The sequence below is a fragment of the Ruegeria sp. AO1 genome (assembly GCF_056535985.1).
Window position 1 is genome coordinate 236,409 of the sequence record NZ_JBQFJC010000002.1, and the last position, 25,010, is coordinate 261,418.

Sequence of the window (25,010 nt, forward strand, 5' to 3'; positions counted from 1 at the left end):
TTGAGAGTAGCGTGGTCCACCTACACGCCGCGTTCGGCCATGATCTTTTCCAAATCACGGAACGAAACTATGTACCGCAAATAGAAATAAACAGCGTAAAGAACTGGATCCGTATGAAAGTGGCAGCCTTTCAGAGAGATCATACCTAGAACCCGTTCGAAAACTAGTCGACGGGAACAGACTGCGAAACCAAAGTGCTCGTCAATCTCAGTTCAAAGTTTGCGCCACAACCTCAGGGGGCTGGTTCAAAGGGATGAAACTAGTTTTCGTCAGCAAGGCGCCAAACTCCTTGCTCCCCAAATCCTCGGATCATTTTTTGTCCGATTTCTTCAAGTTTGAACTGTTCTTTTAGAACATGAGCAACGTCGCCTTGAACAGTGATCTGCATCGGTTCGGAAAACTCTTGAAGCCGGGATGCCAAGTTCACGGCCGGCCCAAAGATGTCGTACACATACTTCTGAATCCCTACGACGGAACCGACGACTGACCCTGACGCCAGTCCAATTCGGCAACGCCATTGATGTGGGTGGCTCAGGTTACGGCGGTTTAGATAACGCACAAATCGAATCGCCGTATTGGCAATGGCTTTAGCATGATCTGGGGTTGGGTCAGGCAAACCGGCCACGGTGATATAAGCGTCCCCGATTGTTTTGATGCGTTCGCACCCGAATTGCTCACCGATGCGATCAAACGCGCTGTAAATATCGTTCAATTCGGTTACGGTAACGCTTGGGTCCTGCGAGGCCACCATTTCCGTGAACCCAACAAAGTCGAGCATCAGAACAGACACAGGATCATAAAGCTGAGGTGTAACAACACCGAATGTCTTGTACTCTTCATAAACAGATCGCGGCATCAGGTTCAGTAAAAGCTTTTCCACCTGCTCCTTTTCGCGTTTCAGCTCGCGTGTATTCCGTTCTACCATCATCGAATAGGAGTCGATTATCGATTCCAGTTCTTTGATGCGGGTTATATTTTGGCAAACTAAGACCAGCACGTCATCATGCGCGACTGTAAAATCGAGTGCGACTACCAGCGTTCTGCGCTTCTTCTTAAAACTGATTTCAGATGTGTATCGCTGCGTCTCGATTAGGCTTTGCTGAACCGCATCGGTATCAAGGTCGGGGAAAAGCTGCTGCAAGTGGTCCAATGGGTTATCGCCGCTGAACCATTCATCAAACGTGTCATTACGGAAACCAAACTGCAGCGTTTCACGGTTTAGTAGTGCGACACCCACGCCAATTGCGCGCAGCAGCTGTTCATTGATGGCTTCAATAGTCATGGCTTACCTAACAATAAGGGGGCGGCGCTTTCCGAATTCCGCAACAACAACAGCTATATCTTCTGCTGCCACGTTGTGTTTTTCTAATGCGTGCTGCAACACCGTTTCCAATTCATCGAAATGGGCGTGCGTGATGCTCAGATTGGAATGCAACTGACGTAGCTGGTTATCCGTGTAGGATGCCGGGCCGCCAAGAAGCGAAGCAATGAACTTTGTCTGGTGATCGACCATACGGCCCATGTCGACATTGTCAAAAAAGGGTCCGACATCATCATTGTCCAAAAGACTGTCGTAGAATGAGATCACGATCTTGCTAATCTTCGAAAACCCGCCGTACTTCTCATAAAGTGTGCGTTCAGCCATCTCAAAACCCTTTTCAAAAAACTGGTCAAACAAAGACAATTCTCACCGCTCTTTGACAACAAGACCCAAGAGCGGTGAGCGCATCGTTCCCTTAGCGACGCCGGACGATAACCTCGGCATACTCAGACGAAATGCACAACGAGTCATTGTTCGAGATATCGAACTTCTCAATCAGAGCCATGATATCCTGGCGCAGGGCCGTCTGCCCTTCCGTATCCAAGGCATCAAAGGCTTTCTGCATTGGCCCATAGAAAGTCCGGAAAAACTCCAGAAAATGTTCTGCCGATCTGTAACGAAACATGAAGTTCTTGCGCCGGAACGAGACGATATCGCACTTGGTGCCGAAAGCATCCTCGACCCAGTGCTGACTGCCCCACAAAGCGGGAGAGTTTACGCCAGCCGGTGGCGGAACGTGTTTGCCGATGGTTTTGAACATCTGGCCGATGAAACTTTCCGGTGTCCAATTCGCCATACCGATCTTGCCACCGGATTTGGCGACACGTTGAAGCTCTGACGCAGATTGTTGCTGGTTCGGTGTGAACATCACTCCGAATGTGGACACGACGGCGTCAAAGGATTGATCCGTAAAGGGAAGCTTTTCCGCGTCGGCGACCTTGTATGTGACGAAAAGACCTTCGGCCTTTGCGCGCTGGCCGCTGGACTCTAGCAGGGCTTCAACATAGTCGGTCGAGGTGACATCGCAAAAGCGACGCGCAAAAGCAAGTGTGGCGTTGCCATTACCCGCCGCGACATCAAGCACTTTGGTGCCTGGCATCATACCCATAGCCTCTGCAAGTTCTTCACCGGTGATCTGAAGGGTTACACCAACCTTGCTGTAGTCACCCGATCCCCATGCCGCATTTTGCTTGGCCTTGATTGCTGCAAAGTCCGTTGTGGTATCGATTGCTGTCTGAATACCCATTTTATTATTCCTCTTGGTTTTTCTGGTCTTTCTCCAGAAGTTGAATTGAAGGCCGCATCATCGAATGCGGACAGTTTATGCAGCTTGCCGTTTGGGCCAGCTGATATTCACGACGGGCCGCTCAGCGCTGGCAACGTGCTCGATAATTCGCGAGTTGATCCACTCGGGCTGGAAAACCGGCGCCATATGCCCAAGCTCAGGCAACAGGGCGATCCGCGCGTTTGGCAATGCCTTGGCAATTGCCACCGATGCACGCTGCGCGATTTCCGGAGATTCCAAACCGGTCATCACCAGCGAGGGAATCTCGAGACTCGACAACTCGGCCAAGTCCCAGGTTTCTGCAAATCCGTTGGCGAAATCTGTCATGACCGACGTGATCTGCTGTGCAAAGCGGGTCTGGGCGGAAACGGGAAGCGCGTCCCAGAAGCCCACTTCGTTCCAGAAATCCAGGAAATGACACATCCCTGCCTCTGCCTCACCCTGCGCAGCAGCGGCCGTCACCAATCGGAACAACAGTTTAAGTTGTCCAAACAGTTGTCGGCTGACCTCGTTACCATGTTTAAGAAAGTGAAACGCTGCAGGTTCATAGACCGTCAGGCTTTTCACAAGATCAGGCCGCATCAACGCGACCTTGATGGCAACACTGCCGCCGTTGGAATGTCCGACAAGATGCACCGCGCGGCCCAAGGCCTCAATTTCCCGGATCACGGGAACCGCAGAAACAGCCGCGCCTTTTTGAGAGCTATCGCCGACCAGTGGGGTCTGGCCATAGCCTGGCAGGTCGAAGGCATGAACCTCGAAACGACCCTCTAAATCTTTTGCCAGTTGGCTCCATTGTGCACCGTTCGATGCAGAAGAATGCAACGCGACAATCGGTGCGTTTATCGTATCTGTTGGTCTGAATGAAATAGTCATCGTACTTACCCAATTGCATTTGCTATGGGCACAAACTGACCATCCATTGTTTCAATGTGATTTCTGAAATCGGGGCTTAATGTTTCAGTTGTAGCTCTGTGAAGTGGGTCACACATCGCGCTATCCGCTTCGAAAACAAACAGGTTTTCGACTGACACTGGAACGAAACCGCGCAGTCTGAAACAATTGAAACACAAGACGCTGATTTTGAAATGGCACTGAAACAATGATAACTTAGAAGACCAGGATGACGACGGACATGGCAAACGATCTTGAAGAAATCGAGAAGGCAAGAAACCTTCTTCGTGACGCCATTGAATCCCTCAAGGAAGGGTTCGCCCTTTACGATGATGACCGTCGCCTTGTCATGTTTAACCAGCGATATGCCGAGATGAACAAAGGTGTCTCGGACCTGCTGAAACCCGGTCTGGATTGGGAAATCCTGATGCGTGAGACAGCACGCAGAGGTATTTACGCTGACGCCATAGGCAACGAACAGCAGTGGGTTTCGGACAGGTTGGAGAACGGGATCGAGTTCATACAGGACTATGAACTGACCGAAACCGACGGACGGACCTATCTGGTTTCTGTTCACCCAACCAAACTCGGCGGATTTGTTGTAACGCGCGAAGATATCACCGCACGAAAACAGGCCGAAGTCGAAGAGCGGGACGGAGATCTTCTGATCCGAAAGGTTCTGGATGCCAGTTCAGCGATTGTGACCATGGCCCGGATTGGCGACGGACAGCTCTTGTATCGCACACCCGCTGCCCGTCAGTTGTTCGGCCCCTCACGGTCAGCGAAAGAGCACTATCTGAACCCGGAAGAGCGCGCGGATTTTATCACGCTGCTTTTGGCCGACGGGCAGGTCAATGACTACAAGCTTGATCTGGTGAATGCTGAAGGAAAAACCTTTCCCGCTTCAATCTCTTCGCAGCTGATCGACTACAAGGGCGAAGAGGTCATCGTGACCAGCATCATCGACCTCACTGTCCAGAAAGAGGCTGACGCCCTGATCCGCCAAGTTGTGGAGGCCTACCCCGCCGCCATAAACATGACGCATGCCAATACGGGCAAAGTGCTTTTCGCAACGCCAGAAATCAGGGCGTTGTTTGGGGATAGTGAAAGCTCCAAGTCCTACTACGCCGATCCCAACGAACGTGAACGGTACCTGAAGGAACTTCGGCAGTCGGGGTCCCTCAAGGATCGGCGCATGGAGTTCGTCGATATCAATGGGCGAACGTTCTGGGGTGCGGATTCTTCGCGCCTTATCCAGTTCAATGGCGAAGAAGTCATCGTCTCCAATACACGTGATCTGACAGACGAACTGGCAATAGAAGCCGAGCTTGAAAAGCAACGAGAGCTGGTGTTTCAAAACGAAAAGATGTCTGCGCTTGGTGAGCTCCTTGCAGGCGTTGCGCATGAGCTCAACAACCCCCTTTCAGTTGTTGTTGGCCACGCGCTGATGCTGAAAGAAGAGATCACCGACCCCGATTTGACTGTCAGGATAGAAAAGATCAGTAGCGCCGCAGAACGGTGCGCAAAGATTGTGAAGACTTTTCTGGCAATGGCACGTCAGCAACCCAGCAAGATCGAGCAGGTCGATGTGCTCAGTTTGATCGAAACAGCAGCCGATGTCGCGGGCTATGGCAGTACATCCGGTGAAATCCAAATCACTCACTCCCTGCCCTCCGATGTTCCCCCAATTGCCGGGGACGCTGATCAGCTGACACAGGTTCTCCTCAACCTGATTATCAATGCCGAGCAGGCTATGACTTCAACTAGAATTGGTAACCAAATCACGCTGTCGGTCGAAGACAAGCCAAACACAGAAATGGTAGAGATCACGGTCAAGGATAATGGACCCGGAATCCCCAAAACCATTCGCCCCCGCATCTTTGAACCGTTCTTCACCACGAAAGAAGTCGGCGACGGGACCGGAATCGGATTGGCGTTCTGTCATCGCATTGTCCTGTCACATGGCGGCCAGATCAGGTTAGATCAGACCGATGACACAGGTACTTGCTTTCGGATTGTCCTGCCTGTGGCACTGGCGCAGGTAGGTGACAAAAATGAGCCGATCAAAACCCGTTCGTCGCCTGCGAAGCAACGTGTCTTAATCGTGGATGATGAGGTGGAAGTGGGTGAGTTGAATGCTGAAATCCTTAGAAGAGAAGGGTTTCACGTCGACTTCGTTTCGTCCGGCGAAGAAGCACTGAACCACCTGCATTCTGCCAAGTACGACGTATTTCTGAGTGACCTGAATATGCCGGGTGTTGACGGACGGAAGATTTACGAAGCGTTGGTAACGCGTTTCCCCGATATGCTGACACGCACGGCGTATATTACTGGTGACACGATGGGAGAAAACTCGCTGGGTTTACTCAAAGAGTCTGATCTTCCTTTCCTGGAAAAACCGGTCTCACCCTTAGAGCTCAGAGCGCTTGTCGGAAGGCTGCTCACCGACCAGGGGGACGAAGCTGATGGATGATCAAAAAGCGCATATTCTGGTCTGCGATGATGAGATTGACGTGCGCGAAATGCTTCAGGAATACCTGAACAAACGCGGCTACAAGGTCTCGGCAGCCTCTGGCGGCGAAGAACTTCGCGCCATCGTTTCGGCCCAAACTGTGGATGCCATAATCATGGACATCAACATGCCAAAGGAAGATGGCCTTTCCATTCTCAGATCTCTTCGCCCCGAAAACACGACGCCGGTGATTATGCTCACGGCCGCGGGCGATGTTGTGGACCGGATCATCGGCTTGGAAATGGGGGCCGACGACTATCTGGGCAAACCCGTCGACCTTCGAGAGCTTGAGGCCCGGATAAAGGCAGTCCTGCGTCGCGGTGTCATCAATGAAACGGCATCCGTCGCGACCGCTGACAATGATGGGGCGCGATTCGGGGACTATATGCTGGACAAAAAAGCCGCGAAGCTACTTGCCCTGGACGGGTCCGAAGTCCAGCTGACCGCGATGGAATACAGTTTGCTCAAGGTATTTGCGGATAACAAAGGACGCGTATTGAACCGAGACCAGCTTCTGGAACAGGCGCATGACCGGTCGTGGGACCCCTTTGACCGCAGTATCGACATACGGATATCCAGATTGCGCCGGAAGCTCGAAACCAACCCAGAAAAGCCGGAGATCATCAGAACCGTTCGCGGAATCGGATACTTGTACGATCCAAAGTAGTCTTTGTTTTCGTACTGAAAATTAGATGTGTCGCAAGCTTTTTGCGACGGCCAGAGTAAGCGACTTACTGGATACACTTATTCTGCGATCTCAGCAAACAGCCGATAGCCGGAAGTCGTATCACAAGAGAATTGCTCCTTCCGGATCATGTTTGCGACACTACCGGCTCGGTCCTTGGTGGATCAGATCGGTTTACTGAACAACGTTTGGCTGTCGAGCTGCTAAGAGCTTCCAGATCTCCGACATAACCTTGCCCATTGTTTTGTCACGCCGGCGGATCGCAAACACGTCTGTGTGCCGAGGCGGGAAACCATCGACGTTCAACGGAATCAGTTCGCCTGATTCAAGTTCCTCTTGCATCAGGTGCTCTGGGACACCGCCCCAACCCAGGCCGGCCTTGATAATCGACTTCTTGGCCTCAAAGTCCGACACGATCCAGTGTTGGCCACCAGACAGAACATCTCTGCTTTGGTCGAAATCCTTGCTACCGCTCCCGGCCACGATCACCTGAGTATAGCCCTGCATTTCTCGTTTGGAACGCACGCCTCGCGTTTTGGCCGCTGCAAACTCAGGGCTTGCAACAGGCCGGATGGTGATCGAACCAAACGGGAGCGTTTCCACCTCGTCGATCGGAACGTCTTGAAGCCCCGCTATGATCATATCAGCAGCACCTTCCATCAACCTTGCGAGCGGCCCACCCATCATCTCGGAGGCGACGTTGATGTTTGTTCCGGGATAAGTCTGCCTGACTTTGGCCAAGAGATCGAGGACAGGTTCCAGCGACATAGTTGCTGTAATTGCCATGGAAACCATTGGCTCTTGAGCACTTCGCAGTCCGGCGACAACGGATTTTAACGCACTCACTTGCTCCAACACGCGCGCTGTTTCCCGGAAAAATATCTCACCTTCGGGTGTCAGTTCTGGTCTGTAGCCGTCGCGAGAGAAAAGATCGAACTCCAATTCCGCCTCCAGTTTCCTGATTTGATGACTGACCGCGGATTGAGCCTTATTCAGGCGCTCTGCTGCGGCACGAAAGGTTCCGGTGGCGACAATCGCATCCAGGGCGACGAGTTGATTTAGGGTCATGTCGATCTCATATGATCTGTTTTTTAGATAATTATACTGAGAAATCGATATTATCAATTGTCCCTCATGGCAGCTACTTCAGGTTCACACCCAAGAAAGGAGCCTGAAATGAAACTCTATTACAAACCCGGCGCCTGCTCGCTTGCCAGCCACATCATGCTGTACGAGGTCGGCGCCTACTTCGAGATCGAAGCGGTTGACACCAATGCGGGATTGACCGCCAGCGGAAGCGACTATCGCGACATTAACCCCAACGGCTATGTGCCTTCGCTGACGATCACTGGCGACGAAACCCTGAGTGAAGGCGTCGCCATTCTTCAGTACATCGCAGACAACAACGCAGAGCGTGCCTTTGCCCCCGAACCTGGCAGTATTGCGCGCGCAAGAGTGCAGCAGCACCTCAACTATGCCGCTGCCGAACTGCACAAATCGTGGGGCCCGCTCTTTGCCGGCAATGCGACCGCAGCAGAGCAGCAAGCCGCCGAGTCAAAAGTTCGGTCGAAATTCGACTATCTAGAAACGGTTTTGTCCGATGGAAGAGCATTCCTCGTGAACGAGACCTTTTCGGTTGCGGATGCCTACACGTTTGTCCTGGTCAACTGGGCGAACTTCAAATCAATTGACCTGTCGGGCTGGCCGCATCTTGCAGCCTATGTCGCGCGGATTGCCGAACGTCCGGCTGTGAAATCGGCGTTTGCCGCGGAAGGGCTGGCATGATGGCACAGTCGGAACATCCCGAAATCCAAGAGCTGATGAAGCGTTACTTTGACGGTCTCTATCACTCTGACAGCAAGGTGCTGAGGGCCGTTTTCCACAAAGACCTTGCTTATGTGAACGGCACCTCTGGCACCTACGAATTCATGGGGTTGGAGTCCTATATGCAAAGGATCGACGGGCGCACACCACCCGCCTCGCGCGGCGACCCCCGAGAAGAGGTGATCGAACGGGTCGCGCTCAAAGGCGATCGCATTGGGATTGTCGAGGCCCGAATGACCATGATGGGGCGCAACTACCAGGATCTTCTGACACTAATCAATACAGGCGACGGCTGGCGCGTTTTGACCAAGGTCTTCTCGTTTGTCGAGCGAAAGGAGTAATCCGATGCCTTACGTGAACATCAAGGTAACACAGGAAGGCGGCCCCGAAGGTAAAGGCCCGTCTGCAGAAGAAAAGGCACTGCTTATCTCGGGTGTTACCGATCTGCTTCAGAGGGTTTTGAACAAAAATCCCACAACGACCTTTGTGGTGATTGACGAAGTCCCGCTTGAAAACTGGGGTATGAAAGGCCGTTCGGTCCGCCATATCCGCGACAAGGCGCCCTGAACTCTCTTCGATACCCAAATCCGCGACTGTCGGTGTGCCTGATGGCGCACCGATTAGGCCGAAACGTCTTAGGGAAAATCCAACTGTTCCCACTTGTGCCTGGGCAGCCCGACAGATCGATTGGCTGGTGCAGGGCTGACATCAGAGGTCTTTTTGCTTTCACACTCAATTGGCGGAACCGGCTATGAACCCGAACCTTATTCAAACTGACGTGCTGAAAGGGTACCTCTGGATGGTCCTGGCCGTTGTGATCTGGGCCGGCTGGCTGGTCCTGACTTCATTGGGGCGCATGGCAGGCTTGTCTGTTGTTGACCTTGCCGGGCTGCGTGCGATTTTTCCTGCCATCCTGCTTGCCCCCGTCTTATGGGCCCGCCGGTACGAAGTCGCCCGGATTGGCGTCAAGCGCTGCCTGCTTCTGTCGGCTTATGGCACCCCGTTCACCTTATGCGTCGGATTGGGACTGGGCATAGCTCCGGTTGCCCATGCTGGTGCATTGGTTCCGGGCCTGATGCCTCTTTTGGCCGCTGCAATCTGCGCTGTTTTCTTTGGCGCATCCGTTCAACGGCGTCAGATCATAGGTTATCTGCTGATCTTGATCGCCACGCTGTCTGTATTCGTCTTTGCAGGTGGGCCATTTGCGGATGCGAACGTTTTCGCCGGTCATGTTCTGTTTCTGATCGGTGCCTGTTGCTGGGCCTGTTTCGCCGCAACATCCAAAACCTTCGACATCCCGCCATTCCTGGCAACCGCTATTGTCGGAGGCGTCTCTTCGGCACTGATCCTGCCCGTTTGGGTGTTTTCCGGCTACTCCACTCTTGGCATGGCATCCTGGTCTGAGATCTTGTTTCAGTCATTCTTCCAAGGCATCGCCTCTGGGCTGCTGTCGCTTTTTGCATTCACCCGGGCGCTCCGCCTGATCGGCCATCAAGCCAGCATGCTTGCCTCGCTGACTCCGGGGGTTGCCACTTTGCTGGCTGTTCCTGCTTTGGGGCAAGTGCCAAATGGAATCGAGTTGTTCGCGCTTTTGCTGGTGATCCTGGGCCTTCTGATCAGTTCCACCGGCGGTCGTCCTGCATCCACCCCTAAAAATGCCACCGCTCCAAATTACCGAGCCTCGGTCATCGGAGAAACGAGATATGAACATCGACCCCACCCCGACCCCTGCCGTCACTGAAATATGGAACACGCTTAAACATGAGGCGCGCGAAATGTATAAAAAAGAACCGTTTCTCGCACCTTTGCTGCAGCGCGCCATATTGACCCCCAGCACTTTTGGACAGGCCGTTGTCGAACTGCTGGCGCGACCACTTATGGACCGAGACATTGAGGAAACACAGCTTCGTTCCTTGTTTTTGAAAACGATACAGGACGATGGACGGTTTATCGACGCAACGGCACAAGACCTTGCGGCCGTATTTGCCAGGGACCCGGCCTGCAGAACTCGTGCCCACGCATTCCTGAACTACAAGGGCTTTCAGGCGCTGCAAGCGCACAGATTCGCACACCGGTGGTGGCGATCCGGTCGCCAGGAACTTGCGGTCTGGCTGTCCAACAGGGTCTCTGTTGAATTGGGCCCAGACATTCATCCCGCCGCACAAATGGGTTCCGGAGTTATGCTTGATCATGGCTCTGGCATCGTTGTTGGTGAAACCGCAGTTGTGGAAGACAATGTGACCATTCTCCAAAGTGTTACACTTGGGGGGACGGGAAAGGTCGCGGGCGACCGGCACCCGAGGGTTCGCCAAGGCGCAATGATTGGCGCAGGCGCCAACATTATCGGAAACATCGAAATCGGAGCATTCAGCAAAGTCGGCGCGGGAAGCGTTGTTCTAAAGGACGTTCCACCCAACTGCACAATGGCAGGTGCGCCGGCCCAAATCGTGAGGATTCACTCTGAGTTCCTCCTCACGGGACGTGCCGCCAACATCTGAAAGGAGTTTCCTGAGGGAAACGAAGATTCATGAATGACCATGCGGTCTTCAATGGATGTCTGTCATCGCGAGTGTTTTTCCATTCGGCAGACAGGTTGCGTCAACCAGTTGTTACTAGGGAACCCAGTTTTCTTGGGTAATCGCATAATTCAACACTTCGAGATCTTCAGTCAGCTGGCTGTATGAGATTGGCCCTCCCAGGCACACCCTGACCGCTTCGTCGGGTGCGCCTGTTACCGTAAAGGCATTGCTCGGCATAACTCCGACTTGACGATTGGCCATGTGGCTCATCACGTCAGCTCGGCTCGACCCTTCGGGCAGCTTGAGCCAGATATTGAATGCTTCGTTGCTGCCGACGAAGTCTTGGTCCTGCATAATCTTGGCCGCAAGATTCTGTCTGCGGTTCGCCTCCTTGCGGACGAACTTTTGCACCGCCGCGGCTGTACCATCCTCGATCCATCGCGCCATTAAAGCTGTTGTGATTGGCGACGCCATGACATTCGATGCTTGCAAGGCCCGCGTGAAGTGGGTTTTCGACAGCCCAGACGGAACCGCCGTAAGCGCAAGCCTCAAACCAGCGCCCAGACATTTCGAAAGACCCGCGATGTACCACCCCAAATCGGGGATCTGCTGTGAGATAGGCGGTGGCGCATCCGACGACACAAAACGACAAGCGTCATCTTCAATCAAAGGCAAACCGTAGTTGTCCAAAACGGATGCGATCTGCTCACGTCGCTCTGTTGGAATTGTAAGCGTCAGGGGATTTTGAAGCGTCGGGTTCAGGTACAGAGCAGAAGGCGCATGTTCTCGGATTGCAGCATCCAGCTCATCGGGGAGAATTCCACTGTTATCCGATCTCACGCCAACCAGCCGAATACCAAGTTGGGCAGCGATGGCACGAATGCCGGGATAGGTCACACGCTCACAGATCACGGTGTCTCCGGGCTTGGAGAGCAATGTCAGGATCGACAGCAGACTGGCATGTGCGCCTGGCGTGATGGCCAATTGATCTGCTGTGATGTCGATACCATTGATGGTCATCCAGCGCGCTGCGGTCTCCCGGTCTTGCCGGCTCCCGATAATGGATTGGTAGCGAAGTAGAGGAACGAGGTTCGCAGAAACATGTGTGAGACCTTGCTCCATACGGGCCACCAGAGTTGGATCATCTGGCTCAGGGGGCATGTTCATGTTTGGGTCTTCTTCCAGCGCGCGGCGCGGGTCTGCTTTTTCTGAGGTTTCTTCTGGTTTTCGGATAAACGAACCCCGGCCGACAAAGGTGTCGATATACCCTCGCTTCGCAGCCTCAGAGTACCCGCGAGAGACAGTTGTGAAATCCAAGCCAACAAGCTTGGCGACGCTGCGTTGAGGCGGAAGCCTGTCACCTGCATTTAGCACACCTGTCTCTACATCATGTCTGATCGCTTCCGCGATCTGGACATAGAGTGGTTTCCCGTCGTCGCGCAGATTCGGCGTCCATGACTTCAAGTCATTATTCCATTCAATGTATAAGATTGTGTCTGTCGTATTTATCAGTATTTAAGGCGAAATTCAACATGTTGTCGCACTTGCAGTTATATTGATTGGTAATTGATTGCATTATGTCTGAAGATGGACTATCTGAGGCACGACCGAAGGAGATCAAAGATGTCCGACCTTGCAATTGACACCCACGACGACAGTGAAGAGCGCCCCATCAAACTCGCAATCATGAACGGGATGCGCCTCAAGTGCCCCAGATGCGGGGAAGGCAAACTACTGCACAGCTACATCAAAGTGAACGATGAGTGTTCGAATTGCGGTTTGGATCTGAGCCATCAGCGGGCGGATGATGGTCCGGCTTATCTTACGATCTTGATCGTTGGCCACCTTATGGGGTTTGCGTTGCACATCGCCTGGGTGACATGGAGGCCCGAACCCTGGGTCCTGGCTTTGAGCATGTCGGTCATTGCAGTAGTCGGTGCCTTGGCACTGTTGCCGGTCATGAAGGGCCTGATTGTTGGATACCAATGGGCCAAACGCATGCACGGGTTTTAGGGACGAAAACAGTTGTGTCGCAGACTTGTCGATAGATTAGAGCTAGCGCAAAGCTAAGTGTAGCTATCCCGCGATGCACCATGTACCTGGGTTTGAGTTATGCCTGAGTGGAATTTTGTCGCTTAGTACTAGACCTCTGCAGAAAAAGTAGCAGCCGGAACATTTGGCCAGGCTCCCGACTTGGTGTTGGCCGCCAAAAAGAACATCTTTGCTTTGGTCGAAACCCTTGCTACCGATTCCGACCACGATCACATGGGTTACAAAGCTCTGTGGCGTCTAAAGGCCGGATATATCCACAAAAACCTTATAGTCGGCAATCTTTCCATCGCGGAGCGTGAGATGCGCTGCGAACGGCACTTTATGCTCCGATTGATCCAGGCGTGTGTAGTGAACGGTGCCGTCGCAAATGGCGGTATCGCCACTGGACCAAACGCCGCTGACCGTGTGGTTCATGGCCTTGATCGTCGCGAAAAACGCGGCATTGCTTTCTTCTACCGCGGCTCGACCTGTGATTGGTTCGAAATTCCCGAGTTGGAACTGAACGTCCTCGGTTACCTGTGCGACGACACCTTGGGCGTTCATCGCATCAACTGCAGTGTAGAACGCCGCGATCATTGGTGTGTGTTCGGATGTGTTTGGTGCCGTGATATGCATTGGACTTTCCTTTTGTTGAAGTGGATTAGGTGTCGGGCGCTTTCTGCACCAGAACGCGGTCTTACCGCTTGCAAAAGGCGCCGGATCGAAAGTTGCCCGTTGGTGATCGCCAAACCAACGAAGATGAGTAGAAGAGAAGCATTGAAGGCAATTGAGATCGACTCCCCAAAGGCGATAGCGCCAAAGGTGATCCCGAACAATGTCGCGAAGTACCCAACTTGCGAGAAGCCTACGCCGTCCGTGCGTCTCTGCACTTCGAAGGTAAGCGCGTAGCTGACGGCAGTGATCATACCGATACCGCCAACAGCAGCGAAAGCCTTGGGGTCAATCGATGCACTGTCGGCAATCTTTCCGGAAATCAAGAGCGCAGCACCAATTAAAGCCAACTGAAGAAAAAGCGTCCCAGCGGCAAGTGTCATCGGATCCGCACCAGTCGGGTAGGCCCGGCTGCGGAACACGTTTCCTGACGCAAGCACAAACGGTCCACTCAGAGCCAGAATGATCCATACGGGGTCGACCTCAGACAAGTCCAAGCCGCGCAGGGTGGCAAGACTGATCCCAAACAATCCAACTGCTATTCCGAAGAGCCGACTAGCTGGCAGCATGCGCCGTTCGACAACCGCCGAAATCGCGAATGTGAACATTGGAGATAATGTCACCAGCGCCGCGTAGAACCCGGTCGTTATATGCCCCAGGACCACGTACCCAATGAGCGCCGGCAGGCTCACACCAAGCAGCCCTGCCCCGAGGTAGTATGTCAAGAAACGTGGTGCTGTCGGAGGAACCGTTTTCCGGGTGATCAGCATACCAGACAGGATCATGCTGGCCACAAAGACCTGCCAAAAGAGGGCAAGGTAAGCTGCTACATCCGCCATTGCAACGAACTTAGACAAGGTAAAGCTCATGCCGACGAGAAGTCCGATAGCAATGATCAGGATGGTGGGCGAGGCAGATCGAACAAAGCTTGGCATCACGCGACTCCTTTCACTTGAGCTGCACGTGTGTTGAGGGACATCGGTCCAATCGGGATGATCCCATTTGGATTGATGTGTCGGTGGCTCCTGAAATAGTGCTCACGGATATGTGGAAGATCGATGGTTTCCGCGATCTCCGGGTGCGACACGAGTTCCTCAAGGTAACGCGAAAGCGCCGGGTAATCGGCAATACGGGCCCGATCAATCTTAAAGTGGGTCACGTAAACCGGATCGAACCGCAGCAGTGTCGGGAATAGCTTAAGATCAACTTCGGTCAGTTGATCGCCCGCCAGATATCGTTGGCCTTCAAGAAGGTTTTCCAACGTATCGAGCGTGTCAAAAATAGCGGTGACGGCGTCGCAGTATGCGGTTTGACTGGTTGCGAAGCCCGCGCGGTAAACTCCATTGCGAATTGGGTTCTGGATCAGTTCGGAAAGGCGGTCAATTTCGGGGCGCAACTTCTTGGGATAAAGATCGGAGCCGGGCGCATCCGCAAACGCGTGCCCGAACATACGCATAATATCGGCGGATTCTGTGCTGACGATCTTGCTGCTCTCGCGGTCAAGCAGAACCGGCACAGATATGGCACCGGTGTAATCAGGTACAGCGCGTTGATAGACCTCATAGAGATACCTGTCTCGCGGTACGCCATGCTCCGAATTGAAGGACGTTTGGTCAATCACCCAGCCGTATTCCGAGCTGATGGGGTCCATCCAGGTGATGCTGACAGCATTGCGCAAACTCTTGAGAGACAGAACCAGTTCAACCCCATGGCACCAAGGACAAGCCTTGGACAGGTAGAGATGGTAGCGATCTGGCTCCGCTGGAAACTCGGCGTTGGCGTCGTTTTCGATCCAGTTGCGAAACCGGCTTGGCGGCCGCTCAAAGTGCCCATTTGTTTGAGCAGGCTTGTCGCGCAATATCCCATTGATCAGCATCTTGGTCATCGTTTTCTCCGGTTCTTGCCGTGTCAAAACGATGTAGATGGTTTCCTCAGATAAGATAATTGGCTATCTGCTACACTCAAGGGTGAGTAGAAGTTGACTAAAGGCAATCACGATGATCGAAATTGGCGCAATTCCCGTGTTCGTGGCGGTCGCCGAGAACGGTGGCTTTGCCGCAGCCGCTCGGCAGTTGGGTCTCACGAAATCTGCGGTCAGCAAACGAATCGGCGTGCTTGAGACACATCTCGGCGCGCAGCTCTTCCACCGTTCGACGCGCAGTATCTCCTTGACCGAAGCTGGGGAAATCTATCTGTCTCACGCCATTCAAGCACTGGGATCCGCGAGGGAGGCCGAAGATGCGGTCGCCGCTCTACAAGGCGCCCCTGTTGGTCATCTGCGGGTCAGTGCGCCAATGACGTTCGCCCAATTGCATGTCGCACCGGCAATTCCCGAGTTTTTGCGCCTCTATCCTGACATTACCATGGAATTGTCAATGGATGACCGCTTTGTAGACTTGGTCGAGTCCGGTATGGACCTTGCATTGCGCGCGGGAACACTTGCTGACTCTGCACTGATCGTGCGCAGGCTTGCACCCATCCACAGCGTCATTGTTGCCGCACCAAATTACTTGGATCGTGTCGGAGAGCCATCCTACCCTCAAGACCTTATGGATCACGACTGTTTGCACTACGCCTATTCCCGAGATCCACTGGAGTGGAAGTTCCTAGGCGAAGACGGGGAGATTGCTATTAGAACCAATGGGCGGTTTCGGGTCAACAACAGCGAGGCCCTCTGCACAACGCTCGTCGCTGGCCTAGGAATCGGCCGACTTCCTACTTTTATTGCGGGATCTCACTTGGCAGCGGGGCGGCTTCGGCGTGTTTTGCCCAACTTCATGATGCCCGAACAAGCGCTGTACGCCGTGTTTCCAGAACGCAGGCATGTACCATCGAAAGTGCGAGCCTTTGTCGACTTCTTTGCCGACCATGTGGGGAAAGGGCACCCCTACTGGGATCGTGACGCAGGACTCACTGCGCCCCGCTAACTAATCCACGCACGAACATGTCCACCGCTTCGCCACGCATCGCGGCGTGATGCTTCGTCGGGGTTCCGTTGCAAAGTTTTAGCTTGGTCAAAACCCGGCGAAGGGCTCGACTCAGCTTCAAATCGGATGTGTCGCAAACTCTGGGGTCTAGTTGACGCGCACGCGTGATCTGAGGTTTGTACTGGTCGAATAATTTTCGAACAGGTTGTTTGAGCATGATCTCGTTAATGGGCTGTCATTTCCCCAAGGATGCAGTTTTGTACGCTGTTTACTTCTATCTGCGATACACGGTGTCCTATCGTTACTTGGAAGAGATCATGCCTGAGCGCGGTGTGCGAGTTGACCATGCCACCCTGAATAGGTGGGTTGTGAAATACTCGCCGATGATCGCAGCAAGAGCGCAATCAAAGAAGCGTCCAACGCTGAGTTCATGGCGCATGGACGAGACCTATATTCGTGTTCGCGGCAAATGGATGTACCTCTATCGGGCCGTCGACAAAGCTGGGAATACCCTTGATTTCATGCTGTCTGAGCGCAGGAACCGTCCAGCAGCAGCTAGGTTCTTTGCCAAAGCTCTGTCTTCAAACGGAATCCCGAGCAAGATCGTCATTGACAAAAGCGGAGCCAACGCGGCGGGCATTCGAGAGGTGAACAAAATCCTTAATCGGTTTGGTTGCACCGCCAAAATTCAAACAGTCAGGTCAAAGTATTTGAATAACCTGATCGAGCAGGATCATCGGTTCATCAAGCGTCGCATCCGGCACATGTGCGGGTTCAAATCGTTCAGATCCGCATCGGCTACCCTGGACGGCATTGAGGTCGCCAACATGATCCGAAAGCAGCAATTTCCCTGCACTACGACATCTGGCTTTCGGCTATTTGCAGAGATCGCAGGATGAGTGTGTCCAGTAAGTCGCTAACTCTGACCGTCCCAAAAGTTTGCGACACATCCCGTGTAGGCCTGAAGCATGGCCCATTCGCCCAGAACCTCGGTACTGTTCGGGTTAAGTACCATAGCTCTTTTCAGGTGTTGCCGGGCAAGGGCATGGCTGCCGAGTTGGCGCACGGCGGCCCCATAGGCCAAATGAGACCGGTAGTCATTGCCATCTAGCTCAAGCGCGCGTTTTCCAGCAGCTTCTGCGCGATCCAGAGGGGTGTCGTCATAGGTCGACAGGTCCCAAACCGACATGCCTTCCGCCTTTGCGATCCCCGCATAGGCCCCAGAAAACTCAGGATCAATCTCGATCGCCGCTTTGTAATGGCGGATCGCCTCCCGGATATTGTCACCCCGGCGCGCCAGCACATGATTGCCGCGCAACAGATAGTCGAAAGCATTTAGGCTCTCTGTCGGTTTGCGCCGAATAGTCTCTGCGCCCGCAACTGCGATGCGGCCCGGCAAAACGGATACAATGGCTTTCACGACGTCATCCTGAACGTCAAAGATGTCTTCAAGCTCGCGGTCGTATCTCTCGGCCCACAGATGCGCGCCCGTCAAAGCGTCGACAAGCTGTGCTGTCACGCGCACCCTGTTGCCCGCCTTTCTTACGCTGCCTTCGACCACATAGTGAACCGCGAGGCGCCGTGCCACGCCCTGGACATCCACCGACTGTCCCTTGAAAACGAACGAGGAATTGCGCGCGATAACAAAGAGTTCCGAAAATCTAGAGAGTTCGGTTATGAGATCCTCGGCGATACCGTCGGAAAAATACTCCTGATCCGGGTCACCGGACATATTTGTGAATGGGAGCACTGCAATGGAGTGCCGCTCAGATGTCTGAGAGACTTGGGCAGTGCGTGTCGATGTATGATCTGGGCTCCATCGGTACAGGCTGATCGGGCGATCGATGTTCTTCAACCGCTCTTTGCCCGCAGGCGAAAACTCGACACTCATATTGCGCCCAAGGCTTTCGTGAACGATGCCGGAAATGCAGATACCGCCCGGGTCGGCCAGTGCTTCAAGCCGTGCAGCGACGTTCACACCATCGCCGTAGATGTCATCGCCTTCTGTCATGACATCGCCAAGGTTTATCCCGATGCGATACGACAGTTTGTTGGCCTGAATCTCTGCCAAAGTGCGCTGGATGGTGACCGCGCAGTTGACAGCCTCGACAACGGATTGAAACTCCGCGAGCACACCGTCCCCCATCAACTTGATGATGCGCCCACCTCTTTCAGAGATTGCAGGCTCCAGTATATTTCGTTGGTGATCGATCAGAGCGTCCAGCGTCGCAGCTTCATCTTCAGCCATCAAAGCCGAATAGCCAACCACATCTGCGGCAAGAATGGCGGTCAGTTTGCGGGCTACTAGAATCCTCTTTTATGCAATTCTAGCGCGACACGTCCGCTACGTAAAAGCGGCAATCGTATGGTCCAGACTATGCATTCATCCGTCTATCTGCCAACCGCTTCGACTTGCCGCTCATAGTCAGCTGCATCGTACCATCCAAGCGATCTGGTCACCTTCAGATCGCCATCCAAATCCCATTCTTCCCATCCGGAAAAGCGTACGTGATTGCCCGTTTCTTTGTGTCGACCTTCGAATGTCCATGCGTAAACCATGTGGTGGTCTGCAACTAGCACTGTTTCGAGACTGAGGATCAGGTCTGGAAAGTCAGCCATGAAACCAGCCGCCATTTCGCTGATCTCAGCTGGGCTAGTCATCGGATCGCCGCCGTTCATGATCATCACTGTCTTTTCAGCATATCTCCCCGCAACCAAATCGGGAGCACACTGGGACCACGCTGCGCAATGGTCCTCTGCAAGTTTTCGGGCGGTTTCTGGACTTGGGGTCATAATTCGGCTCCGGCGCGTTCAATTCGGTGTCAACTGCAAATACAACTTCAAGGTACTCTGATACCAGCAGTATTCTGACAACAGAAGTCTGTTGGATACGCCCTAACTTTTCAATAGTTCACAAAAACGCCACGGGCGCTTGATCATGTGAGTTCGCCCGGCAAACCCGCTTTGTGCAGGCCCTCTGCCAGAGCTTCGAAATCGTCCACTTGTCGCCACATGGGTTTAAAGCCGTTTACAAGCGCTGACATGGTATCTTCCGCCACCTCTATGCCTCGACTTCCAAACTCGTCATGTCGTTCTGCAATGAAATCCCGCAAGGCCACCGTCGCTTCTGATTGTCGGTCAAGGTGCGCGTAAGATGCAGTGACGAAAGCCGCAGCCAGTGAATTGAGCCGTGCTTCCCCCATCAAAAGGCCAAGCGCTGCCTCGAAATTTCCACAGAAGAATTCGATCTGCCCCATGATCCAATCGAAGGCGGGTGGATGCAACGGGTCGAGCCGCATCGCCTCCGAAACGATCTCCCTTGCTTTTGCGTGCCGACCCAATAAAAGAAACGCATAGCCACACCACGCCATGGATTCCGCTTCGTTTTCGATCTGCGAGAGCGTCTTTTCAAACTGCGCGTCTGCTTCGTCCCAAAGACCCGCACAAAGATAAGCAAAGCCCAGTTGATCTTGGATGTAGACGTCCCGATTGTCCAATGCGGCGCCTTTGCGGGCAATATGCAAGACATGATCAGGCGCATCTGGTCCTGCCAATCCGAGCCAAAGATCAATGACATATGTATCTGACAGGTACATGTAGGACCGGGCGATGGATGGATCAAGCACCACGGCCCGCTCAAGCAACGCCCTTGCCTTGGCTGTGTCCCGTGCATTCAGACCATCGCGGAGGGCCTTGCTTCTCAGCATCAATTCATAGGCTTTCATCTCGTCTGCAGGTTTCTGCGCTGAGCGGTCCACAACGTCGTGCTGCACGCGCCCCGGAAGGATCGCTACGATCTTGCTGGCCACCTCGTCCTGAACGGAAAGGATGTCTTCCAGTTCACGGTCATATCGCTCCGACCAGAGTTGCGACCCAGTCGCCGGTTCGGCAAGTTGAACCGAAATCCTCACCCGACTGCCGACCTTACGTACGCTGCCTTCCACAAGATAGTCGGCGCCCAGTTTTGCTGCGATTTCAGCAGGATTAGCATCCTCTGTCCGAAACCGGAAAGAGGCATTTCTGGACACCACCTGAAGCGTGCGAAAACGCGACAACCCAGTGATAATGTCTTCCGCGATGCCGTCGCTGAAAAACGTTTGTTCGGGGTCGTCGCTCATGCTGTGTAAGGGGAGAACGGCAATGCTCGCTTTGTGCTGCGCCTCTACCTGCTTCAGCTCAGCTTGCCCTGTTTTCTCGCCTCCAATGCGCCAAGCCCTCACGGGCTCGATGATGTTCTTGATGGAATGTGTGCCTGCGTCCTTCCACTCCACGGGAATGCGGTTACCAACGACCCGATAGACTGCATCCGACACAAGCACACCGCCTGGTGGGGCAAGTTGCTCCAGCCGCGCCGCCAGATTGACGCCTGACCCGAATACGTCGCCGTCCTGCAGGATGATGTCGCCGAGGTTGATCCCGATCCGGTAACGTAATGGGTCTGGCCCTTCCAAAGGCACCTGCTGCCAGGCGATGGCGCAAGACACCGCATCTGCGGCGCTGTGGAAACTGACCAACAGACCATCCCCCATGCGTTTGACAATCCGACCACGGTGGTAATTGATCAAAGGTGCTACGGTCCCATCCAAATGGGCAGTCAACGCAGCAAGCGTGCCGTGCTCGTCAAGCTCCATACGACTTGTGAAACCTACCATGTCGGCGACAAGAATTGCTGCAAGCTGACGCTCCATTTTTTCCTCCCAGGATATTCATATCTAGTGTCGCGCAAAAGAGCCATCCGCAACTAAGCAGCTAGGTTTGCCTGCGCTCCAGTCGCCTAAATTCACCGAGGTCGAGCATCCGCTGTAAGTGTCCGGATTCAGTCTGTCGGTTACTAGCCCCTCTAAACGCAAACGAGCAAGTCGCTGTGAAACTGCTGCCTGTCGAACAGATAACATTTCCTGAATGTCACTTACGGATTTCTTGCCAGTTGTCAGATAGCAGATAATGAGCAAGCGTCCCTCATGGGAGATTGCCTACAAGAAAGCCGAGGCTTCATGCGCCTTTTTTTCTATATCTGCTTGCATCAACCGGGTCCCTATTTTGAACTTTCGATTATCCGTTTCGGGCCCAAATGGGACTTTGCGGCCTCAGAGAGTGATAAAACCAAGAACGTCTAATCAGATGGCCTTCCCAATTAGGAAGTGTACCTCCGTTGTTCCTTTCCCCTTTAATTCTGCGGAACCTCGCGTTTCAAAAACATAGGCTTTTCCGAGCGCTGTACGTGTTTCCTTGCTGACTTGGATTCTTCCAGGCAGACCATGTGATTCCAGCCGCGAGGCAGGGTTCACTATTTCACCCCAGACGTCGTAGAAGAATTTGCGGGTCCCAATGACGCCTGCAACCGCGGGGCCAGTGTGGATGCCAATCCGCACCGAGACTTCGTCTCCGATTTCCGCGCTGAAATCCTTGAGTGGGTCAATCATCTCAAGCGCCATAGGACACGGCGAAGGTCAGTAATGCGGCCGCAGACACAGAAATTGACTACAATGCTCAAGGTCTACTCTCGGAGGTTTCGTATCAGATGATCACCACCAGAAGTGTTTAAAAATTTGGTATGGTATCGCGCTGTAGGAAGACTACACAGCGGGCCTGAGTGATCGTCTTTCAGCTCTGTGTGCGTCCACAATTTCGCCTATGAGAAGGTCAATATCAGCGTTGGTGGTTGCATGGTTGATTATTGAGACGCGAATGATCTGCCGGTTCCGCCAAACGCCATGGCTGGGGTAAACCCGAGCCCTCTCTTGAATGCGTGCAAGGACCTTCGTTGTTAGGTCATCAGTCTCACAGGCAATGGCAACCTGATTCAGAACAACGTCATTCATGATCGTGATGCCCGGCTCAGCGGCCAATCGCTCCGCGAGATACATCGCCAAGGCACAATGGCGCGCGATCATCTTTCTCACGCCCTGTGCTCCCAAATGCTTGATGATCGCATAACTCGGTATACCACGCGCGCGGCGGCTCAGCTCAAGAGTTGAATCGCTGGGCTCCCATGTTTCGCCAAGTTCTGGAAGATACGCTCCTCGTGCGCTCATTGCGGATACCAGTGCCGCACGGTCACGCACAATGCAAAGGCCAGCATCGTAAGGCGCGTTGAGCCATTTGTGTAAATCGACAGCCCAACTGTCAGCGCCATCCACACCTGCGAGCCGCTCGCGCAATTCAGGCACGGCATGAGCCCAAAGACCGAAAGCCCCGTCCACATGCACCCAGCCCCCTGCGGCGTGGACCAACGGAATTACTTCGGCAAAGGGATCAAATCCGCCCGTGTTGATTTGACCCGCCTGAAGAATAACCAGCGGAGGTTGCTTGCAGTCAGCGAGAGCCTCCCGAAGCGCACTAACGAGAATGCGGCCTTGATCGTCCGTTTTAAGATGTATTGCGTTACCAAGCCCCAGACCTGCATAGCGGATCCCTGCCATCGGGGCAGAATGCGCAGCATCGCCAATCAAAACCGGAATTTTAGGCGCACCAAACAGCCCTTTCTCATTGAAGTCCCACCCTTGTCGAGCCAACAGTGAGTCACGCGCCGCGATGATACCTTGGGTGTTTGCAACAGTCGCACCCGTCACGATCCCGACACCGCTGTCTATGGGCAATGCCAAAAGCTCAAGGCACCACTGGCAAACAGTTTGTTCGATCAGTGCAACAGACGGGCTTTCCCATGAAGACGCCGAATTCTGCCCCCATGACGTCACAAGGAAATCAGCGGCAGCACCGACTGGCATTGACCCACCACAAACATACCCAAAAAACCGAGGAGACGCGTGGCCGTGGATTCCCTTACCAACAAAGGCAATTAAGTCGTCGATCACGGATGAAGCAGTGTCCCCTCGGGTGGGAAGTGTTCCGTCAAATTGCAACGCCAAGTCTGAAGGCCGCAGGGTTGGCTTGACCGCAGATGTGCCAAGGACGGCCCGGTATTCCACCGCCTCATGCGCCGCGGTCAACATCGCTTCGCGGTCGTCCTCAGTCAGAGGCAGTCGCTCATCGTTCGACATATGGGCATTCCCGATCAGGTTTTTGTTCAGGATACGCTAGCTTGCACCGGGATCGTGGTCTAGCTTTTCCATCCGTCGATGCACATGCCTGTCAGAGGGCTGATCGGACATTCCGATAGTCGCCCTGATAGGCAGTTTTGTCCGCGTGTCGATCCTTCATCCGTCTGCTGATTTTGTTTACGCGGCGAATGGCCGGCCTAGTGAAGCTGCGCCGCGGCGCGTGACCCCGTGGCGGATGTCAGCAATGGGCCGTTCGACGATTTCGCAAACTCGGGAACCACCGAGGAAGCGTTGCCATGTTTGACGATGTATTTGAGGCTCTGATCCGCATTTAACTAGGAAAAGCTTGGGTGTAGGCTTGGCGCAGCATTGGACTGCGCCGGCCGAAAAGCGAAGCAGACACCGCCGAACCAGGTAATTCCCATACTCCATAATCCGGTCCAAGTCGGTGGTCGCCAAGACGGGTCATTCCTAGGTCCTGACACACCTGAGCCCCGCCTGGCGAACAGCTAATTGAGCCCAGTCCATGCAGAACAACATCGCGACGAGCCAATTGCTCTAGGTATGTTACAAAGGACGACAACAACAAAGGCACTGCACTTTCGTGACCACGGCTAACGATCAAGGCTGGGCAATAACCGAAGTAAGTACCCGGCAGGATAGGTTGTCGTACGCGCTCGACGGATAGATTTGATTCACGCAGCCTACACGCGCGAAATTCGGCTTCATCTTCAGGGAAAAGCAATAACAGAGCCCATTTTGCGACCATCCGACCATCCCTGATAACCATTTGCCAATGATCGCCGTAGGTTTGATAGATCGGCAGGAAAACTCTCTTATCAGCGGCCAACTCATCGGGTAATCGACCCAATTCCGTGTCCGCGGTTGAGATCATGTGGCAGATCGCCTGCCGGTAAGACCCGTTAAAATGCCGGTCCACCAGCGCATCGTCCAGCAATTGGTACTTTGTATCAACAAAATTACCCTGTCGTGCTTCCCAATCCAGCCGACAAGCTAGTATCTCGTCAATGCTCCACCCCGGCCTTTCCGACAATCTGTTCTCCAAGTCGCCTCGAATGAACGACAGCGAGCGTTCATATTTGCCGATTGCATCTACACTTATATCTAACAACGCTGCCAATGCCTCTTGTGTGATGCGACCGTGGGTGCCGTTGTCGAAACGCCAGCGTCGCAGCTTTTCAGCAAACAGAGAAGGTTGAACTGGCATACAGACCCACAAATGTTAGAGGACTTCGTGATATAGCATGCCTGTTGAAGTCTATTGTGCCAAGGGACTTACGGATGACTTACGGGTAGTCCGGATCATGTCAGTGGTTGG

Annotated in this window: 25 protein-coding genes and 1 pseudogene; 10 read left to right on the top strand and 16 right to left on the bottom strand. The window is 53.6% G+C overall.

Annotation, left to right across the window (positions count from 1 at the left end; all coding sequences use genetic code 11):
* Positions 1-259: 259 nt before the first annotated feature.
* The 4 genes from ACR3FB_RS19325 to ACR3FB_RS19340 form a co-directional block, all read right to left on the bottom strand.
* The gene (locus ACR3FB_RS19325; protein WP_480566490.1) at positions 260-1,282 is read right to left on the bottom strand and encodes an adenylate/guanylate cyclase domain-containing protein; all 1,023 of its coding nucleotides are present in this window, start codon (positions 1,280-1,282) and stop codon (positions 260-262) included.
* 3 nt (positions 1,283-1,285) lie between these two features.
* Positions 1,286-1,684 carry a group I truncated hemoglobin gene (locus tag ACR3FB_RS19330; RefSeq protein ID WP_480566734.1) on the bottom strand — a complete coding sequence of 133 codons (399 nt, stop codon included), beginning with the start codon at positions 1,682-1,684 and terminating at the stop codon, positions 1,286-1,288.
* Between the two features lie 52 nt (positions 1,685-1,736).
* Positions 1,737-2,567, bottom strand: coding sequence for a class I SAM-dependent methyltransferase (locus ACR3FB_RS19335; protein ID WP_480566494.1), 831 nt, complete (start codon positions 2,565-2,567; stop codon positions 1,737-1,739).
* Positions 2,568-2,642: 75 nt separating this feature from the next.
* Entirely contained in the window at positions 2,643-3,482 is an 840-nt protein-coding gene (locus ACR3FB_RS19340) for an alpha/beta fold hydrolase (protein ID WP_480566496.1), read from the bottom strand.
* Positions 3,483-3,741: 259 nt separating this feature from the next.
* On the opposite strand from ACR3FB_RS19340, the gene ACR3FB_RS19345 reads away from it, so the two are divergent.
* Together ACR3FB_RS19345 and ACR3FB_RS19350 are read left to right on the top strand one after the other, a co-directional pair.
* Complete coding sequence (locus tag ACR3FB_RS19345; RefSeq protein ID WP_480566498.1) at positions 3,742-5,973, top strand: ATP-binding protein; 2,232 nt, start codon at positions 3,742-3,744, stop codon at positions 5,971-5,973.
* Positions 5,966-6,679, top strand: coding sequence for a response regulator (locus tag ACR3FB_RS19350; protein ID WP_480566500.1), 714 nt, complete (start codon positions 5,966-5,968; stop codon positions 6,677-6,679). The genes ACR3FB_RS19345 and ACR3FB_RS19350 overlap by 8 nt, the downstream gene beginning before the upstream one ends.
* Before the next feature lie 192 nt (positions 6,680-6,871).
* Here ACR3FB_RS19350 and ACR3FB_RS19355 read toward each other — a convergent pair whose 3' ends face one another.
* Positions 6,872-7,765 carry a LysR family transcriptional regulator gene (locus ACR3FB_RS19355; RefSeq protein WP_480566502.1) on the bottom strand — a complete coding sequence of 298 codons (894 nt, stop codon included), beginning with the start codon at positions 7,763-7,765 and terminating at the stop codon, positions 6,872-6,874.
* A gap of 108 nt (positions 7,766-7,873) precedes the next feature.
* On the opposite strand from ACR3FB_RS19355, the gene gstA reads away from it, so the two are divergent.
* The 5 genes from gstA (at position 7,874) to cysE (ending at position 11,019) form a co-directional block, all read left to right on the top strand.
* Positions 7,874-8,482 carry a glutathione transferase GstA gene (gene gstA, locus ACR3FB_RS19360; RefSeq protein ID WP_480566504.1) on the top strand — a complete coding sequence of 203 codons (609 nt, stop codon included), beginning with the start codon at positions 7,874-7,876 and terminating at the stop codon, positions 8,480-8,482.
* Positions 8,479-8,862 (top strand): nuclear transport factor 2 family protein, encoded by a 384-nt coding sequence (locus ACR3FB_RS19365; RefSeq protein WP_480566737.1) that lies wholly within the window; start codon positions 8,479-8,481, stop codon positions 8,860-8,862. The genes gstA and ACR3FB_RS19365 overlap by 4 nt, the downstream gene beginning before the upstream one ends.
* A 4-nt stretch (positions 8,863-8,866) precedes the next feature.
* Complete coding sequence (locus ACR3FB_RS19370; RefSeq protein WP_480566507.1) at positions 8,867-9,088, top strand: tautomerase family protein; 222 nt, start codon at positions 8,867-8,869, stop codon at positions 9,086-9,088.
* Between the two features lie 184 nt (positions 9,089-9,272).
* Positions 9,273-10,262 carry a DMT family transporter gene (locus ACR3FB_RS19375; RefSeq protein WP_480566508.1) on the top strand — a complete coding sequence of 330 codons (990 nt, stop codon included), beginning with the start codon at positions 9,273-9,275 and terminating at the stop codon, positions 10,260-10,262.
* Positions 10,225-11,019, top strand: a complete 795-nt coding sequence (cysE, locus tag ACR3FB_RS19380) for a serine O-acetyltransferase (protein WP_480566509.1) — start codon at positions 10,225-10,227, stop codon at positions 11,017-11,019. The genes ACR3FB_RS19375 and cysE overlap by 38 nt, the downstream gene beginning before the upstream one ends.
* A gap of 114 nt (positions 11,020-11,133) precedes the next feature.
* On the opposite strand, the gene ACR3FB_RS19385 is transcribed toward cysE, so the two are convergent.
* Complete coding sequence (locus tag ACR3FB_RS19385; protein ID WP_480566739.1) at positions 11,134-12,504, bottom strand: aminotransferase-like domain-containing protein; 1,371 nt, start codon at positions 12,502-12,504, stop codon at positions 11,134-11,136.
* A 159-nt stretch (positions 12,505-12,663) separates the two neighbouring features.
* Here ACR3FB_RS19385 and ACR3FB_RS19390 point away from each other — a divergent pair, with 159 nt between their 5' ends.
* Entirely contained in the window at positions 12,664-13,053 is a 390-nt protein-coding gene (locus ACR3FB_RS19390) for a DUF983 domain-containing protein (RefSeq protein WP_480566511.1), read from the top strand.
* Positions 13,054-13,329: 276 nt separating this feature from the next.
* On the opposite strand, the gene ACR3FB_RS19395 is transcribed toward ACR3FB_RS19390, so the two are convergent.
* The 3 genes from ACR3FB_RS19395 to ACR3FB_RS19405 are packed head-to-tail and all read right to left on the bottom strand — an operon-like array spanning position 13,330 to position 15,628.
* Positions 13,330-13,707 (bottom strand): nuclear transport factor 2 family protein, encoded by a 378-nt coding sequence (locus ACR3FB_RS19395; RefSeq protein ID WP_480566512.1) that lies wholly within the window; start codon positions 13,705-13,707, stop codon positions 13,330-13,332.
* The gene (locus tag ACR3FB_RS19400) at positions 13,665-14,678 is read right to left on the bottom strand and encodes a DMT family transporter (protein WP_480566513.1); all 1,014 of its coding nucleotides are present in this window, start codon (positions 14,676-14,678) and stop codon (positions 13,665-13,667) included. Before ACR3FB_RS19400 ends, ACR3FB_RS19395 begins: the two co-directional genes overlap by 43 nt.
* A complete protein-coding gene (locus ACR3FB_RS19405; protein ID WP_480566514.1) occupies positions 14,678-15,628 on the bottom strand; it encodes a glutathione S-transferase family protein in 951 nt (316 codons plus the stop codon). Before ACR3FB_RS19405 ends, ACR3FB_RS19400 begins: the two co-directional genes overlap by 1 nt.
* A gap of 112 nt (positions 15,629-15,740) precedes the next feature.
* Here ACR3FB_RS19405 and ACR3FB_RS19410 point away from each other — a divergent pair, with 112 nt between their 5' ends.
* Together ACR3FB_RS19410 and ACR3FB_RS19415 are read left to right on the top strand one after the other, a co-directional pair.
* Positions 15,741-16,670 (top strand): LysR family transcriptional regulator, encoded by a 930-nt coding sequence (locus tag ACR3FB_RS19410; RefSeq protein ID WP_480566516.1) that lies wholly within the window; start codon positions 15,741-15,743, stop codon positions 16,668-16,670.
* 215 nt (positions 16,671-16,885) lie between these two features.
* Positions 16,886-17,569 (top strand): IS6 family transposase, encoded by a 684-nt coding sequence (locus ACR3FB_RS19415; RefSeq protein ID WP_480566805.1) that lies wholly within the window; start codon positions 16,886-16,888, stop codon positions 17,567-17,569.
* 17 nt (positions 17,570-17,586) lie between these two features.
* Here the strand turns inward: ACR3FB_RS19415 and ACR3FB_RS19420 are convergent, their stop codons facing one another.
* From ACR3FB_RS19420 to ACR3FB_RS19450, 7 genes and pseudogenes are all read right to left on the bottom strand, one after another.
* Entirely contained in the window at positions 17,587-18,981 is a 1,395-nt protein-coding gene (locus ACR3FB_RS19420; RefSeq protein WP_480566806.1) for an adenylate/guanylate cyclase domain-containing protein, read from the bottom strand.
* Between the two features lie 80 nt (positions 18,982-19,061).
* The gene (locus tag ACR3FB_RS19425; protein ID WP_480566518.1) at positions 19,062-19,463 is read right to left on the bottom strand and encodes a nuclear transport factor 2 family protein; all 402 of its coding nucleotides are present in this window, start codon (positions 19,461-19,463) and stop codon (positions 19,062-19,064) included.
* A 143-nt stretch (positions 19,464-19,606) separates the two neighbouring features.
* Positions 19,607-21,358, bottom strand: a complete 1,752-nt coding sequence (locus ACR3FB_RS19430) for an adenylate/guanylate cyclase domain-containing protein (RefSeq protein WP_480566520.1) — start codon at positions 21,356-21,358, stop codon at positions 19,607-19,609.
* A 132-nt stretch (positions 21,359-21,490) separates the two neighbouring features.
* A pseudogene (locus ACR3FB_RS19435) lies at positions 21,491-21,640 on the bottom strand (ArsR/SmtB family transcription factor); the annotation flags it as partial.
* Between the two features lie 147 nt (positions 21,641-21,787).
* Positions 21,788-22,105: an adenylate/guanylate cyclase domain-containing protein gene (locus ACR3FB_RS19440; RefSeq protein ID WP_480566522.1), complete on the bottom strand. Its 318-nt coding sequence runs from the start codon at positions 22,103-22,105 to the stop codon at positions 21,788-21,790.
* Positions 22,106-22,246: 141 nt separating this feature from the next.
* Complete coding sequence (locus ACR3FB_RS19445) at positions 22,247-23,671, bottom strand: pyridoxal phosphate-dependent decarboxylase family protein (RefSeq protein WP_480566524.1); 1,425 nt, start codon at positions 23,669-23,671, stop codon at positions 22,247-22,249.
* Positions 23,672-24,002: 331 nt separating this feature from the next.
* Positions 24,003-24,899, bottom strand: a complete 897-nt coding sequence (locus ACR3FB_RS19450; RefSeq protein WP_480566526.1) for a helix-turn-helix domain-containing protein — start codon at positions 24,897-24,899, stop codon at positions 24,003-24,005.
* Positions 24,900-25,010 lie beyond the last annotated feature (111 nt).

Bases quoted from the DNA above. Each gene is read 5' to 3' on its own strand.
- ACR3FB_RS19325 (WP_480566490.1), bottom strand. From the start codon at position 1,282: ATGACTATTGAAGCCATCAATGAACAGCTGCTGCGCGCAATTGGCGTG.
- ACR3FB_RS19335 (WP_480566494.1), bottom strand. From the start codon at position 2,567: ATGGGTATTCAGACAGCAATCGATACCACAACGGACTTTGCAGCAATC.
- ACR3FB_RS19340 (WP_480566496.1), bottom strand. From the start codon at position 3,482: ATGACTATTTCATTCAGACCAACAGATACGATAAACGCACCGATTGTC.
- ACR3FB_RS19345 (WP_480566498.1), top strand. From the start codon at position 3,742: ATGGCAAACGATCTTGAAGAAATCGAGAAGGCAAGAAACCTTCTTCGT.
- ACR3FB_RS19350 (WP_480566500.1), top strand. From the start codon at position 5,966: ATGGATGATCAAAAAGCGCATATTCTGGTCTGCGATGATGAGATTGAC.
- ACR3FB_RS19355 (WP_480566502.1), bottom strand. From the start codon at position 7,765: ATGACCCTAAATCAACTCGTCGCCCTGGATGCGATTGTCGCCACCGGA.
- gstA (WP_480566504.1), top strand. From the start codon at position 7,874: ATGAAACTCTATTACAAACCCGGCGCCTGCTCGCTTGCCAGCCACATC.
- ACR3FB_RS19365 (WP_480566737.1), top strand. From the start codon at position 8,479: ATGATGGCACAGTCGGAACATCCCGAAATCCAAGAGCTGATGAAGCGT.
- ACR3FB_RS19370 (WP_480566507.1), top strand. From the start codon at position 8,867: ATGCCTTACGTGAACATCAAGGTAACACAGGAAGGCGGCCCCGAAGGT.
- ACR3FB_RS19375 (WP_480566508.1), top strand. From the start codon at position 9,273: ATGAACCCGAACCTTATTCAAACTGACGTGCTGAAAGGGTACCTCTGG.
- cysE (WP_480566509.1), top strand. From the start codon at position 10,225: ATGAACATCGACCCCACCCCGACCCCTGCCGTCACTGAAATATGGAAC.
- ACR3FB_RS19390 (WP_480566511.1), top strand. From the start codon at position 12,664: ATGTCCGACCTTGCAATTGACACCCACGACGACAGTGAAGAGCGCCCC.
- ACR3FB_RS19395 (WP_480566512.1), bottom strand. From the start codon at position 13,707: ATGCATATCACGGCACCAAACACATCCGAACACACACCAATGATCGCG.
- ACR3FB_RS19400 (WP_480566513.1), bottom strand. From the start codon at position 14,678: ATGCCAAGCTTTGTTCGATCTGCCTCGCCCACCATCCTGATCATTGCT.
- ACR3FB_RS19405 (WP_480566514.1), bottom strand. From the start codon at position 15,628: ATGACCAAGATGCTGATCAATGGGATATTGCGCGACAAGCCTGCTCAA.
- ACR3FB_RS19410 (WP_480566516.1), top strand. From the start codon at position 15,741: ATGATCGAAATTGGCGCAATTCCCGTGTTCGTGGCGGTCGCCGAGAAC.
- ACR3FB_RS19415 (WP_480566805.1), top strand. From the start codon at position 16,886: ATGATCTCGTTAATGGGCTGTCATTTCCCCAAGGATGCAGTTTTGTAC.
- ACR3FB_RS19425 (WP_480566518.1), bottom strand. From the start codon at position 19,463: ATGACCCCAAGTCCAGAAACCGCCCGAAAACTTGCAGAGGACCATTGC.
- ACR3FB_RS19430 (WP_480566520.1), bottom strand. From the start codon at position 21,358: ATGGAGCGTCAGCTTGCAGCAATTCTTGTCGCCGACATGGTAGGTTTC.
- ACR3FB_RS19440 (WP_480566522.1), bottom strand. From the start codon at position 22,105: ATGGCGCTTGAGATGATTGACCCACTCAAGGATTTCAGCGCGGAAATC.
- ACR3FB_RS19445 (WP_480566524.1), bottom strand. From the start codon at position 23,671: ATGTCGAACGATGAGCGACTGCCTCTGACTGAGGACGACCGCGAAGCG.
- ACR3FB_RS19450 (WP_480566526.1), bottom strand. From the start codon at position 24,899: ATGCCAGTTCAACCTTCTCTGTTTGCTGAAAAGCTGCGACGCTGGCGT.